At 38.2% G+C, this 15,456-nt stretch carries 11 protein-coding genes; 3 read left to right on the top strand and 8 right to left on the bottom strand.

Going from position 1 to position 15,456, the window contains the following annotated elements; translation table 11 throughout:
- Window positions 1-37 precede the first annotated feature (37 nt).
- Together AC1M9K_RS04660 and AC1M9K_RS04655 are read right to left on the bottom strand one after the other, a co-directional pair.
- Window positions 38-289, bottom strand: a complete 252-nt coding sequence (locus AC1M9K_RS04660) for a DUF2789 family protein (RefSeq protein WP_035264173.1) — start codon at window positions 287-289, stop codon at window positions 38-40.
- A gap of 185 nt (window positions 290-474) precedes the next feature.
- Entirely contained in the window at window positions 475-1,125 is a 651-nt protein-coding gene (locus AC1M9K_RS04655; RefSeq protein ID WP_035264175.1) for an HAD family hydrolase, read from the bottom strand.
- Between the two features lie 183 nt (window positions 1,126-1,308).
- Here AC1M9K_RS04655 and AC1M9K_RS04650 point away from each other — a divergent pair, with 183 nt between their 5' ends.
- Window positions 1,309-1,779, top strand: coding sequence for an RNA pyrophosphohydrolase (locus tag AC1M9K_RS04650; RefSeq protein WP_035264177.1), 471 nt, complete (start codon window positions 1,309-1,311; stop codon window positions 1,777-1,779).
- 98 nt (window positions 1,780-1,877) lie between these two features.
- On the top strand, window positions 1,878-4,172 hold the full coding sequence (gene ptsP / locus AC1M9K_RS04645; protein ID WP_035264179.1) for a phosphoenolpyruvate--protein phosphotransferase: 2,295 nt from the start codon (window positions 1,878-1,880) through the stop codon (window positions 4,170-4,172).
- A gap of 266 nt (window positions 4,173-4,438) precedes the next feature.
- Here the strand turns inward: ptsP and AC1M9K_RS04640 are convergent, their stop codons facing one another.
- From AC1M9K_RS04640 to AC1M9K_RS04615, 6 genes are all read right to left on the bottom strand, one after another.
- A complete protein-coding gene (locus AC1M9K_RS04640) occupies window positions 4,439-4,624 on the bottom strand; it encodes a DUF7230 family protein (protein ID WP_035264181.1) in 186 nt (61 codons plus the stop codon).
- 218 nt (window positions 4,625-4,842) lie between these two features.
- Window positions 4,843-6,402 carry a MoaF-related domain-containing protein gene (locus AC1M9K_RS04635; RefSeq protein WP_481588648.1) on the bottom strand — a complete coding sequence of 520 codons (1,560 nt, stop codon included), beginning with the start codon at window positions 6,400-6,402 and terminating at the stop codon, window positions 4,843-4,845.
- Between the two features lie 321 nt (window positions 6,403-6,723).
- Window positions 6,724-8,637, bottom strand: coding sequence for an ABC transporter permease (locus AC1M9K_RS04630; RefSeq protein ID WP_481588647.1), 1,914 nt, complete (start codon window positions 8,635-8,637; stop codon window positions 6,724-6,726).
- Entirely contained in the window at window positions 8,634-9,806 is a 1,173-nt protein-coding gene (locus AC1M9K_RS04625) for an efflux RND transporter periplasmic adaptor subunit (protein ID WP_481588646.1), read from the bottom strand. The genes AC1M9K_RS04630 and AC1M9K_RS04625 overlap by 4 nt, the downstream gene beginning before the upstream one ends.
- Before the next feature lie 207 nt (window positions 9,807-10,013).
- Complete coding sequence (locus tag AC1M9K_RS04620) at window positions 10,014-11,663, bottom strand: acyl-CoA dehydrogenase family protein (RefSeq protein WP_481588645.1); 1,650 nt, start codon at window positions 11,661-11,663, stop codon at window positions 10,014-10,016.
- Window positions 11,664-11,814: 151 nt separating this feature from the next.
- Window positions 11,815-12,834 (bottom strand): AraC family transcriptional regulator, encoded by a 1,020-nt coding sequence (locus tag AC1M9K_RS04615; RefSeq protein ID WP_481588644.1) that lies wholly within the window; start codon window positions 12,832-12,834, stop codon window positions 11,815-11,817.
- Window positions 12,835-12,940: 106 nt separating this feature from the next.
- Here AC1M9K_RS04615 and AC1M9K_RS04610 point away from each other — a divergent pair, with 106 nt between their 5' ends.
- Window positions 12,941-15,178, top strand: coding sequence for a fatty acid desaturase (locus tag AC1M9K_RS04610; protein ID WP_481588643.1), 2,238 nt, complete (start codon window positions 12,941-12,943; stop codon window positions 15,176-15,178).
- The last annotated feature ends 278 nt before the right edge of the window (window positions 15,179-15,456 follow it).

Genomic DNA, 15,456 nt, shown 5'->3' with positions numbered 1-15,456 from the left:
AAGATGACTTTTTACTTTATTAAGACAAGTGAGCTACTTAAGCTTTTTTCTTCAATGAATCTTCATGTAAAGACTCATTGAGCTGATCGATAATTAATGCCCATGAACCATCTGAACATAATTTTTCTTTCAAAAATTGACGTTGACCTTCAGACCAAAAACTTGCTTCAGTCAAAAAGGTTTCAGCTTCTAACTGATGTGTTTCAATAAATTCTGCAATAGCTTGCTCGCTAGAATCCAATCCTAATTGCTCAAATAAGTTGGTCATTCTTGGCTCTGCATTTAGCATCGTGTATTCCTTATGATTTTGATTAATTTTAAGTTAGTTGTTTGCGCATAAGGTATCACCAAGCGATGAAAGCGTCTGTAAATTTATGCTGAATTTCATCTCAAGTTATTTCAATGCTGATCAATGAAAAAAAGCCATTGATACAATGGCTTTAGCAATGATTTAATTTTGAGAATAAAACTGTCTTAAATGGACCAGTCTTGGATATCCCAACCCTGCTCTTTAGCCAATGCTTCAAGACGCTCATCTGGATTGACTGCAATCGCATGATCCGCATATTCCAATAAGAATCGATCGTTAATGGAGTCTGAATATGCCCATGATTCAGTAACGTCTCGTCCCTCGAGCCATTGATCTAATCGTGCCAATTTACCTTTTTGATAACACGGAATATTAATTACTTTACCCGTATATTTACCATCAACCACTTCTGCATTGGTTGCAATAATTTCTGTAATACCAAATTCACGAAAAATAGGTGCAGTAATAAAATCTGATGTTGCGGTAATCCCTACTAATTGATGCCCAGCATCTTGATGACGTTGAATCGCTTTATAACCTTCAGGACGCATTTGAGGTCGAATCACTTTTTGCATAAAAAGCTGATGTAAGTCGGTCAAATACTCATTGTCATGTTGCGTTAAAAATTCAAATACAAATTCGTTGTAGGCAATTGGATCAAGTTGTCCTGCTTTGTAGTCTTCATAAAATTTGTCATTCATGGCGCGATGTCGAACTGGATCAACCAAGCCTTCATTGACTAAAAACTCACCCCAAGAATGGTCAGAGTCGGTATTTAACAAGGTGTGATCTAAATCAAACAACGCCAATTTCATGAAATTACTCGTTCAAACTGAAATTTAAGAAAAAAAATGTAAATCTATCTCCGCTAGTCGATAGAAATTCGTTAAGATCATAGCAATTTTAAAACATTATTACTTTGAACTTTTCGAGTTGGGCATAGAGAGTGGATGCCCCCGAACCCAAAGTCAACGAATTTAATAAATTTTAGGTGCCAAATGATCGACTCAGAAGGTTTCCGACCGAATGTCGGGATCATTTTGGCAAATGATATTGGACAAGTTTTATGGGCAAAACGCATTGGTCACAATGCTTGGCAATTTCCTCAAGGAGGCATCCAATTTGGTGAAACTCCAGAACAGGCACTTTTCAGGGAACTCCGTGAAGAAGTCGGGTTATTGCCGGAGCACGTCCAAATAATTGCTCAGACCGAAGGTTGGTTACATTATCGTTTGCCACTTCGCTACATCAGATCAGATTCTGATCCTGTGTGTATCGGACAAAAGCAAAAATGGTTTTTATTGAAATTAGTCGCGTCAACGAATCATATTCAGTTGAACTTAAATGATCCGCCAGAGTTTGATCAATGGCAATGGGTCAGCTATTGGTATCCACTAGGCCAAGTGGTGAACTTCAAAAAAGATGTTTACCGTCGTGCCATGTTGGAATTGTGTATGCATCTGCCATAGCATGATTTATATTAAACATTGAATTTAAATGTTTGATTTTTATTTCGACTATTTGAATAATCACCATAATTACATCCCTTTAAGAGGAGCACCGCTACATGTCGAACATGCAATTAGACTCTTTACGGCGCATTGTCCAAGAAATCAATGCGTCTGTCAGTTTGCATGATTCGTTAGAAATTATGGTCAACCAAATTTCTGAAGCAATGCATGTAGATGTGTGCTCTATTTATTTACTTGATGAACGTAACCAACGTTACGTTCTGATGGCTTCCAAAGGCTTAAATGCTGAATCTATTGGCAATGTCTCACTGCAGCTGGGTGAGGGTTTGGTCGGACTCGTTGGGCAACGCGAGGAAATCGTCAATATCGAGAATGCGTTTAAGCATGAGCGTTTCGCATATTTCCCAGAAACGGGTGAAGAGATTTATAACTCTTTCCTTGGCGTTCCTGTTATGTATCGTCGAAAAGTCATGGGTGTTCTCGTGGTTCAAAATACTGAACCACAAGACTTTAGCGAAGCTGCTGAATCGTTTTTAGTCACACTTTGTGCGCAACTTTCTGGCGTTATCGCCCATGCGCATGCAGTTGGAAATATTGATGTTTTCCGTAAGCCAAATAATTCTCCAACCTATAAAACATTTCAAGGATCATCAGGTGCAGGTGGTATTGCATTAGGTCGTGCACTTATTCTTTATCCACCCGCAGATTTAGGTTCAGTACCTGACCGCGAAGCTGAAGATATCAGTGAAGAGCTTGAATTACTTGATCATGCAGTTGATTCAGTTCGCCAAGAAATTCAATCACTTGATGATAAAATGCAAGATTCTTTGATGTCTGAGGAACGTGCATTATTTAGCGTATTCTTGAGAATGTTAGATGAGAATGCCCTGCCTGCTGAAATCAAAGAGTTAATCCGTGATGGTCACTGGGCTCAAGGTGCAGTTAAACACGTTATTGATCGTCATGTGGCAATCTTTGCACAAATGGAAGACGATTATTTACGAGAACGTGTTGCAGACCTAAAAGACCTTGGGCGACGTATTTTAGCAGCACTTCAAGAAGATGATCTGAGTCATCGTGAACTGAGCAATGACAGTATCATCGTGGGTGAAGAAATCAGTACGGCAGCATTGGTTGAACTTCCTGTAGATAAGATTGCAGCGATTGTGACGTCTGAAGGGGCTGCCAATTCACATATGGTGATTGTGGCACGTGCTTTGGGTATCCCCACAGTTGTTGGTGTCACCGAACTTCCGGTGACTACCCTTGATGATGTGGAAATGATTGTTGATGCCTATCAAGGACGTGTATTTATCAATCCACCACGTCGTTTACGTCAACGTTACCGTGACATCCAAAAAGAAGAAGAACAAATCGCCAAAGATCTTAAACAGTATGAAACCAAAGATGCCATCACTCCTGATGGTGTTGCAGTACGCTTATTTGTGAATACAGGTTTAATGATTGATGTCGTGCGTGGTGTACAACGCGGTGCCAAAGGTGTCGGACTCTATCGTTCAGAAATTCCATTTATGTTGCGTGATCGTTTCCCGGGTGAAGAAGAGCAACGGGCGATTTACCGTCAACAACTTAGTCACTTTGCCAATAAACCAGTCGTGATGCGTACTTTGGATATTGGTGCAGATAAAGATTTACCTTATTTCGAAATAGAAGAAGAAAACTCAGCATTAGGATGGAGAGGGATTCGTTTTACCTTGGATCATCCTGAGATTTTCTCTTCACAAATTCGTGCGATGTTAAAAGCCAGTGTCGGCTTGAATAATTTGCATATTTTGCTGCCAATGATCACCAGCGTCAGTGAAGTAGAAGAAGCGCTTTATATTATTGAGCGTGACTTAGCTGCGGTTCAGGAAGAAGAACAAGTTAAAATTAATCGTCCTAAGATTGGCATCATGGTGGAAGTACCTAGTGTTTTACTCCAAATTGGTGAGTTTGCAGAATTAGTTGATTTCTTCTCTGTGGGTTCGAATGATTTAATCCAATATTTGTTGGCAGTCGACCGTAATAACCCACGTGTATCGAGTGTTTATTCTCACTTCCATCCCTCAGTGCTTCGAGCATTGCAACGCTTAGTTCAAGAGTGTCATAAATATGACAAACCTGTCAGTATTTGTGGTGAAATGGCTGGCGATCCACTCTCAGCAATTTTACTGATGGCAATGGGCTTTAATACGCTTTCAATGAGTTCGAGCAATATTCTCAGAGTCCGTAAAGCAATTTGTCATGTTCCAATGGTCGATGCGCAAACACTTTTGGATGAAGTGGTGAAAATGAGTAATCCACTCATTGTGAAAAGTTGGATGGAGTATTATTTCCGTCATCATGGTTTAGCGGATATGGTGAAATCGAATCGTATTGTAAATGCCTAATATGAATCTCGGTTTAAGCAGAGAAAGAGCTGAGTAACAACATAATCAATTGGCTTTTTTTTTTAATCTTCATGTTGATCGTAGCGATCTCGGTAATTCTATTTCATTTATATGTTAGTAAATTAAAAAGTAGTTCAAGACCCAATAAACCTATTTCAAATTATACGCTAGATCATGGTTGAACGATGAATTCTGAACACCAAATGAGCGAATCATCATATGTAGATATAGATTATGGTGGAAGTAGTGGTGGAGCAGACTAACCTTCACGTGTTTAGGCATATAAAAAAAGGGAGATAATCATTCGAATATCTCCCTTTTTTGTGCTTGCTATAGCCACGTTTTGCATTTTTCTTACGATCTACAAAAACTTGGCTTTTGTTGACTTCATGCATATGTTTTGCCACAAAGTTGTGAATCACAACTTCTGGCAACGCTTTTTTCTTTGCCATTTTTTAATCACCTTCAGTTTATCCATCCTTCATGATGGGAAAGCGATATTACGCTTTTTTGTACATTATACAAGCAAATTCATAATGGTTTTTTCAATGACATTCATCGAATGCATACAATGTTTAAGATTAGCTCTGCCATTTTTCTATGTTAAATTGATCAAAAACTCGAGCACCCGAAGGTACTCTTACTCAGCATAGAAAGGACTAAATCTTCATTATTTCGGTAGAAGACTAAATGTACCTCGATGATGATTAAATTTTCCATCTGGCATTGCGATATTTTGGTAAATGATCTTTTGCTTTTGATCGATGATCAGTACAACATTTTCTTTAGTCGCATCATCTGTCCAATACACCATAAACTGCTCAGGTCCAACCTGTGTGGCTAAATATTCAATATTGGCAGATGTATTTTGTCCTGATGTGATATTTAAAAGACTTTGGTCTTTGAATTCAAGACGCTGCGTTTGACCATTGATGTTTAACGCCAAAGTCTGTCCAATAGCGAAGAATGGTTTGTTCAATGCTTGTTGTAAACCGATGTCCTTGATTACACCTTTGACGCCTAGTATTTTGCCTTTAAGATGAATTGTTCCATCATTCCCAGCAATGTTGGTGTAAACGATATCTCGATTATAATCTTGAATATGAACGACCTTATCTCCTGATTTATCCTCATGCCAATAAACCATAAAAATATTTTTAGCAATCTCAACAGGTGTGTATTTTACCGCTTCAGAAAGATCTGGCCCAACTGCGCCACCGGCACCTGTAAAAGTTAGGTTTTGATGGTCTTTGACATCAAGATCAAATTTCAAACTCATAAAATCGACTTGAATTTTTTGTCCTATTGGCGGATAAGGAGATGCAACTTTCCAATCGGTTTCTTTGGCAAATACTTGTGCAGACATTTTTAGCACTTCTTCACTCGACTCAAGATCTGGATACTTTGCTTTCATATATCCAAAAATCCCTTCCGAGCTTTGATTTTCAGTAACTGCTGTTTTAAAGTTCGTTAAATACCCTTTAATCCAATCCAATGGCTTAGGTGAAAAGTCACTTTTTACATAATGACCTGGGATCACTTTTTTAGGATTTAAACTCAGTATTTTATCAAGTTGCTTCTTCCAAAGATCGATCCCTTGCACACCATTGGTATCGGCCATCCACAAATGCTCACCATAAGCGACCGAAATACCACCCAATGCCGTTTTTAAACTTGGAATCCATAGGAAACTATGTGCGGAATCTTCTGGATCAAGTTGGACTTGAATCTTTTGCCCATCTAATTCCATATATCCTGAATTTAAGGCTTCAGGAATAATAATCTTTTTAGGGGCATCGCTTTTTGCTAATTGTGGCTGCCAAACTGATAACTTATCTTCTTTAGAGGCTTGTATTAAATAGGCTGTCTGCGCGGTTGAAACAACCTTAGCATTTGGAAATGCTTTTAAAATTTCATTGGTTCCAAAATAATAGTCAGGGTCACTATGCGAAATATAAATATATTTTAAATTTTTACCTGATTTCTTAATCAGATTGACTACGTCTTTAGCGTATTGATTCTGAAATTGAGCATCGACCAAAATAGCATCTTTTTTTCCTGAAATTAAAGTTGATGCAACGGCAAAAACAGCATCCTCTCCAGGAGTATAAGTCTGCAAAGTGAGTGGAGATGGATTTGATGAATCTTTTGGACTTTTATCATCAGAATCATTACAGCCACTTAAAGCAATGGTGGTCACAAATAAACTAGTGGTTAGGAGTTTTGTCATATCAGCCTCATGAGATAAATTTATCTATGGTTCTTATTGATCTTTATTTTTTAAATAAGCTTTAAAGCAAAAGTGCCATATTTCCCCTCGTCATACTGCGGATGTGGCAGTGTAATAAGGCGAATTAACAGCTTATTGAGGCAGAAGAAGGATGAGAAGTACTTACGGTTTAGTAAGTAAAAAAATCGAATTTTCAGTTAAAATATTAGACTGATTTGCAACAATAAATTCCACGATAAAAAATGTTAACTTTAGTATCTCTAACTTTGAATTCCTGTTAATACAGACAATACTCACTGAACAGCCATCTCTAATTTTTTCTTATTCATGGGCTAAGGCTTCAATTGGTTTTAAGTTTGCAGCACGTTTAGCGGGCATATAACCAAAGATCAAACCAACCAGCGTTGAAAATAGCAGTGCGATAATAGCAACTGACCATGAAAATACCATCTTATAATCTGAGCTAATCGCATTAAAAATAAAACTGGCGATCAAGGCGATCGCAACACCAATTACGCCACCAATTAAACATAAAACTGCAGATTCAATCAAAAACTGAGCCTGCACATCACTTTGGCGAGCACCAACTGCTATTCGTAAGCCAATTTCCTTAATTCGCTCGGTCACAGAAACGAGCATGATATTCATCACACCAACGCCACCTACGACCAATGAAATAAAGGCTACTGCAGAAATAAAGAAAGTCATCGTTCCTAAATATTTTTCAAAGGACTTCATAGACTCATCGCTGTTATATATATCAAAATCCTCCACACCATGACGAGCAATCAATAGTTGCCTCACTTTCTTTTCGGCTTTCACTGAGTCAGTATTTTGATGTAGTACCGCAGTCAGCAGATTGACATTATCACTACTTGAAATTTGTGACATCAATACATTATAAGGCATCCAAATTTGTGAAGAACCTGAGCTATATTGAGGTTCAGCGATTCCAACAACTTCATAAGAACGCTTATTAAATAACACTGTTTTACCTAAAGCTAATTTTTGCTGTCCAAATAACTTTTCAGCAGCTTGCTTATCAATCACTACGATTTGGGAACGCTGTTCAACATCGCTCTGTGTAAAAAAGCGACCATGTTGAACTTTCATGTTTCTAATTTTTAAATAAAAACCATCTGCACCTGTTGCACTCACATCAATATTACGATTTTGATAAATCATGTTCCCGCTTAAACTGACATGTGGAGAAACATGGGTAATTTCTTTCATCTCATTGAGAGCATTTAAATCATCCATATTTAAACGGCTGGCAGATGCAGCTAAAGCTGTTCCCCCCGGATAAATCTCAAGTGTTGCTGTTTTCAAGCCTCCCCAATCATTCAAAAACTTTTCTTTTGCGCCATTACCAATGGCAATGACAATGGTGACTGAGCAAATGCCAATAATAATCCCTAGCATGGTCAAAAATGACCTTAAACGATTGGCGAAAATTGAGTGCAAAGACATTTTCATCGCTTCATACACTTGGGAAACAAAGCTGAATTTCATGTCCGCATGAAAAACTTTTGATGGAGAAACTTGCCCTAAAGATTTACGCTGCGTATCCGAAAGAATGCGTCCATCTTTAATTTCAATGACACGATCTGCACGTTCTGCAATACTTTTATCATGAGTGACTAAAATAATCGTATGCCCTTGACGGTGTAGATCTTCCAAAATTTGCAAGACCATTTCACCACTTTCAGAATCCAAAGCACCTGTGGGTTCATCGGCTAAAATAACCTCACCACCATTCATAAGCGCACGGGCAATACTGACTCGTTGCTGCTGTCCACCCGACATTTCATTGGGTTTATTGTCACTCTTATCAGCTAAACCGAGCTGAGCTAAAAGTTGCAGTGCTCGATCTGAACGATTTTGTGCATTCAAATTTGAATAAATCGCGGGCAAGGCGACATTCTCTAAAGCAGATAAAGCATTCAATAAATTATAGCGTTGGAACACAAACCCAAAACTTTTTAAACGTAACGATGACAGCTCATCATTACTCAATAAGGAAATATCTTGTCCACGAAACAGAAACTGTCCTGAAGAGGCTTGATCCAAACATCCAAGTAAATTCATTAAAGTAGACTTACCTGAACCTGATTGCCCAATAATCGAAATAAACTCACCCTGTTCAATACTGAGACTGACATCTTTTAGGATGTGTTGCTGATTATTTTCTGGACCTACAAATTTATTTATTTTTTTTAATTCAATCAAACTCATTGAGTATCGCCTGATGTATTCGCACTATCGTCAGGTGCCTCTGCCAAAATTTTTTCACCCAACTTTAAACCAGCCTTGATTTCAATATCATTTGAGTCAGAAATTCCAGTCACAACTTTTCTTGGTTGAGGTTTCGCATCAGATTGATAGAGGTAAACCATGGCATCTGATCCATATCCAATCACCGTTGTTTTCGGAATTTTCAGCACATTCTTTTTTTGATTTACAATAATGTCATTTTGAGTTGTCATACCGATACTGAGCTTACGCTCAGGGTTGTCCACCAACATTCTTGCATAGTAGAACACTGCTGCATTCGCATTTTCATTTTTGTCGTCGTAAGTTCCTTTGGTCAGGGTCGTTAAAGCAGGATCAATACTTTGAATCACACCATCTAATTTCACATTGGGGTCTGCCAAGGTGCTAAATTTAACTGGCATGTTTTCTTTTAATTTAGTGTAGTCACCTTCTGCGACCTGCATTCGGATTTCCATCTTATTCAAGTTGGCGATCGTCGCGATCAAAGGTGTCGTTTGTGCAAAGTTAATGGTTTGACCAGCTTCAACAGGCATGGAAACCACGGTACCCGTCAATGGAGAGCGAATCTGTGTGTAGCCCAATTCAGTTTGTGCTGTATTCACATTAATCTGTAATTGTTTCAGCCGATATTCATTTGACTCAACATCTGCAATCGCTTGTTTAAGCTGATTATTCGCCTGTTCGAGCTCTTCACGAGAGCCTGCTTCAGCTTTGTATAAGGTTAATTTACGCTGATAGTTTTGTTTTAAAGTTTGTAAAGCGACACGTTTCGCTGCCAAGTCTGCCTTCGCAGCTTCAAGTTCGGCTTTGCTGGTATTGAGCTTGTCCAACTGTGTTGTCGAGTCAATTTCAGCGATTAATTCGCCTTTTTTTACATCCTGTCCTAACTTGATATACAGCTTTTGAATTTGACCTGAGACTTGCGCACCCACGGAGACAATATCGGATGCATAAATTTCACCTGTGGCTTTAACAATCTGCGTTAGATCACCTTGAGTGACTTCAACGGTCTGCGGTTCTGGCTGCTTTTTTTGTGACTGAATATAGAAATAAACAGAAAGAGCTAAAGCAACCAATACCACTAAGACCAAAAAATACTTTAATTTTTTTGATTTTTTTTGCATATGCATAATGACGAATAATCTTTATTAAGGAGATAACTTTTGATCAACATGTTTTATTCACTTTAATATGATCAAAATTTAAAAATTTTTAATGACACGATTCTAGTGAATTCTATGTTTTCACACTGTCGTACTTATTTATTTTTATGTATCGATAACAGCCAACCGCATCTATGTGTTGGCTGTCTATCAGAAAAGGATTTTGTAAAATAATTAAGCGGCAAATGCTCGATTTAAAATTGAGGTCACATCTACTTGTTTAGGATTAAGCATTCCCACCACTTGACCATGAAATTTTTGATAACGCGTCGCAATAAAAGCATTGGCAATAAAATCTGGCGCATAACGTTTCAGCAATACTGCTTGAGAGAGCACAACCAAACGACTGACTAAGCTTCTCCCCATAAATTGTAAATCATCAGGTTCCTGATGAAATAATCTAAACAGTCCCTGCAACTCTTCATTGAGAATTTTGTCGTGACTTGCGGTAGATGCTAAATCTTTAAATAAGTGCTCGATTGATTCAGGATCACGAGAAATAGCACGAAGCACATCGAGACACATGACATTACCCGACCCTTCCCAAATGGTGTTTACAGGTGCTTCTTTAAAGAGACGAGCCATGATGCCATGTTCGACGTAGCCATTGCCACCGAAGACTTCCATCATTTCACCAGTCATCTCTACTGCTCTTTTACAGACCCAAAATTTTGCTGCTGGTGTCATGATACGTTTCCATGCCAAACAAAGTTCACTGTCATGTTCATAACAATGAGCCAAATGGAAACTCAACTGCATTGCCGCTTCAGTCTCTAAAGCAAGATCTGTGAGCACCGACCGCATTAATGGCTGCTCAATAAGTCTCTTACCAAATGCTTGACGTTGACGAGTATAGGCAATGCTTTGTACTAGGGCCTGACGCATAATGCCACTTGAACCTACCGCACACGTTAATCGGGTATAGTTCGCCATTTCAATAATCGTCGGAATGCCACGTCCAGCCTCCCCCATCATAATGCCCCAAGCTTCTTTAAATTCGACCTCAGAGCTAGAGTTGCTGCGATTTCCAACCTTCTCTTTGAGTCGTTGAATATGAATCGCATTTTTTGTGCCATCTTCCAACCATCGCGGAACAAAGAAACATGCCAAGCCATCATGCTCAGTTTTAGCAACAACCAAATGTGCATCGCACATAGGTGCTGAAAAAAACCATTTATGCCCAGTTAGTAAATAAGCTTGTCCTCTTCCAGACTGCCCAACTGGAACAGCTGTCGTTTCATTAGCACGCACATCAGAACCACCCTGCTTTTCAGTCATGCCCATTCCAATCCAAATCGATTTTTTCTGAGCAATTGGTAAATCACGTTCATCATATTCAGTGGATAAAAGTTTATCTCCTAGCTTTTTCCACAGCTCAGGTTCTTTTTGAATCAATGGAATGCTGCCCAAGGTCATTGAATTTGGACATAAGTTTCCACACTCCACTTGACCACTGAGGAAGAATTTTGCTGCCCAATCTACCCAACCAGATTCTTGAGTAAAATTTAGAAAAGGATGTGCATGAACCGCATATTTACGATTTAACGCCATCCATTTGTGCCATGAAGGATGAAATTCAACAAAATCTGCCCGCCTGCCTCGAGCATCAAAACTATGTAAAATAGGAGGATGTTTATTGGAAAGATCAGCATGGTGATAAAAGCTTTCACAACCTACGACTGCGCCAAACTCACTTAAATGGACTGAGTTTCTACTGCCATAACGCTGTAAGATTTCTTGTAAGATTGGATCTGTTGTATATAGATTGTAATCTTGAAGCTCATCAAATTGATTATGTATTTGATGTGTCATCCATGCCGACATAAACGCACCCTCTTTGGAATTTTTATCTATAACTTCATTATTTATATTATCGAGTATAGCTTTTGAAAGTAGATTATCTAGTGCAAATGATGACCTGAATTGTCATTAAATTTTTATTAACGTCTTAATATGATCTCAGTATTGTGTTCTGCTATTGTTGCATCATCTTTCTATATTTTGCTGGTGGCATACCCTTACAGCGCTTGAATGCTCTAGAAAAAACAGATACTTCTGCATAACCCAACCGTTCAGAAATTTGATCTATTGTGAGATCAGTACCCAGCAATAAATCATCTGCCAAATCCTCACGTAAATTTTTAACCAATTGGTGAAACGTAATCCCTTCATTGGCTAAATTGCGCTGAATGGTACGAACATTGACAGCTAAAGCTTTGGATATATCTTCAATCGTCGGCATTTGTGATGCATTCTTTAATAAAAACTCGCGTATTTTTTTACTATAGTCCCCTAAGCTTTTTCGGCGTCGAAATACATGCTCACACTCTTTTTGGTAACGCATAAAAGTGAAGTCATCAGCTTGACGCAATGGGGTAAGCAACAATTCAGATTGAATCGTGATTCGACTTTGTGGTTTCTCATAAAAAATAGGATAACCAGTTAATTCTTCTATCTGATTTGCATAGCAAGGCTTGGTCATCGCTAAATCTATCTGAAATGGTAATTGAGCACCAAGAATGTCATTTTGAAGTGTGATGATGGTCGCAATATCTCTTTCTAAAATAAATAATTGCATATCAGCACTTAGGTCATGATGAAATAAATTTAAATGTGTAAATTCACCATCTTCTTGCAAAGCCACATCAGAAAAAATTGCGCCTAATTTCAGATATCGTATCGCGATCAGCAACGCTTCTCTGACATTGGCACTACTTAAAATTGCAAATCCCCAAGCCCCTAATGTGGTGGTGTGATGTCGAAGCCCAGCTTCGATCGCAATGGGATGTTCGTCAGAGATCAGATTCAGAATATTTCTGATGATCTGTAATTCATTTCGTTCTTGAATTTCAAAATTTTCTTGATAAAGATCCTGTTTCGTCAGTTGTGTATTTTCTAGGCATTGCTCAAAAGTAATACCGTAGCTTTCAGCAACATGACATAGTACCCGAGCTGTATTCGCTTCCCTTAAAAACTTCCATGAATTAAGCATCATTGTTCGCGTTTTTATTTGTCATCTAATGTCAAATTTAACTGTTTAATTATCATTCTACAAGTGAATTCAATCTCTTATATTCATAAAAAAAGAAAATGGAATTTTTATGAACATGTATGCCAATCTTGCTGAGGAACAGCAAAGCCTGGTCAATGAACTCACGGCGTTATATCAAAAAACCAAAGCCGAGATGAACGACCAAGATATTGATCATATTCGAAATGTTGCTGCATATTCAAAGGCTATAAAATTACGCAGTGAGCAACTTATTCGTGAATGTGTAAGTTTAGAATCTTGGGGACGGGGCATTATTCTGGGTTGTTTACACACCCTACTCGAATTTTCAGAGCTCGGTCATAACATCATGCACGGAAGTTATGATCACCTCCCCCAAGCAACCGAGTTTCATTCAGAACGCTGGGTATGGGACTTTGTGACTGATCCTCGTGAATGGCGCGTCATGCATCATCAAAATCATCATCCATTTACCAATATCGTTGGCAAAGATCATGATTTAGGATATTCCTTTTTAAGAAGCTTAGCAGGTCAAAGCTGGTACGGACATCACAGTATTCAATTGCTAATTTACAGTGCACTGATGATAACACCATCTTACTATTTCACACTCTATACAGCCACATCAGCAGCACGTACAGAAGGGCGAAAGATCCTGTCCAAAGAAACCTTTACTCAATCACTTCGTCTCATAAAAGCTCATGTTCAAAAAAAATTTATTGAAGCACCAGTTGCTGCAAAATGGTCAAAAAAATTACCAGTTTTTATCGGAAATTATCTTACAACGACGATAGGCTATGGTTTTTTACTTCATATCCTCTTCTTAGAACATCACGCTGAAAATTTGGAGCTTTATTCAGATCCTGGACCTGATGAGACGCAAGAAGAATATTTCATACGACAGATTAAAAGTACCACCAATTTTATCCCATATGCACCGCTGGATCAGTTTCTCAAAAAGATCCTTGATGAAGAGGTCCCGTATCCAAATCCACCTCCATTCGAAATCTTTTATGGCGGATTAGATACACATCTTGAACATCATTTATTTCCAGATTTAGCATGTAATCGTCAAAGACAAATCAAAGCTGTAGTACGTAGTATTTGTGAAAAATATCATTTGCCTTATCACAATTCACCCATGGAAAAGCTGATTCCAGCGATACCGCTCAGCCTCATTAAAAGAACTCTACCTTTTGGTAATCAAGAAAAAAATAACCCTTTCAAATTACTCATTCGACCAAAAGAATTATTAAAACGTATCAAACGAGGAATTCAATATCAGCCACCCTCAACCATGACATATTTACACAAGCCACAGTTCTATAATGCGTCGGCAAAAGTTGTACAAGTCGAAATACAGCTTAATGGTCAAGTCAAAACACTTAAAATGAGCAAGCCTCAAGGCTGGGAACATTTAAAATGGCAGGCAGGTGCATTTATTTCATTAAGCTTTGAAATAAATGGGCAAACTTATATTCGTCAATACAGCTTATTGCATGAAAGCCAAAGCGCAGATGGCTATTTTGAAATAGCAGTGAAACGTACACCTGCGGGCATCGTTTCTCACTATATTCATGATCATGTTCCTGTAAATACAGAGGTGACGATTGTAAGTCCACCACAATCTACACCCGATTTTGTTTTAGACACCCTCCCGCCGAAGTTAATCTTTATCGCAGCAGGAGTCGGTATTACACCAATTTTAAGTATGTTAAGAAAATATCATCGTATCGAAAGTAAAGCTGAAGCTCATTTGTTTTACTTTAACCATGATGAAAATTCTATTTTGTTTGAAAATGAGATTCGTCAAATCGTGAAGTATTCAAATTTGAATGTTCACTTCATCTGCTCCAAAGTTCAGAACGAGTCGGCATCTGATTTACGACAAGGACGTTTTAGTCTTGAAATTTTCCAAGCTTATATTCGAGATTTTAAATGCCAACACGTATATGCCTGCGCCCCTCAAGCATTAATCGATTCTGCTCGCCAACAACTTATTCAAGCAGGCGTTAAAGCAGCAGCATTTCACACAGAAAATTTTAAACCTGCTCCTCTCAGTTTTGAGTCTGATGGTGTTACACGTCGAGTGATTTTCAAAAAGAGTAATACAAGTATCGACATTGAAGGGAATGTCACTTTACTTGAAGCCGCGCGTCAAGCTGGACTGAAACTGCCAAGCGGTTGTCAACAAGGTTTATGCAAAGCCTGTGTATGTACTAAATTGGAAGGTCAAACTCAGTTAGAAGTTGACTCATCCACTATTCAACATCGCATTACCCTATGCAACACTGTAGCTCGCTCACCAATCATTGTGCTTGATGTTTAACAAAGATTCTTAAGTTAATCGCCGTCATGAAGTAATCATGCAATGCTTCATGACAGTAAGATTCAAACACTTAAACAACCAAACTTATGATTCATATCCAAAAATTACACAACCAAAACCTTACTGTAAATCATCGTTAAATCCTTTTAACTTGAACCAAATATTCTATTGGTGAATATTCAAATAAACCCTTAATTTATATGAGGGTAATTGGAATTTTATTTACAAATTAAACACTCCAATTGAACGCATCATGATTTATGATGAATTTGTAAACT

It is taken from the genome of Acinetobacter sp. 24-47-67, from assembly GCF_056779735.1.
This window is presented reverse-complemented; position numbering and strand designations above follow the sequence as displayed.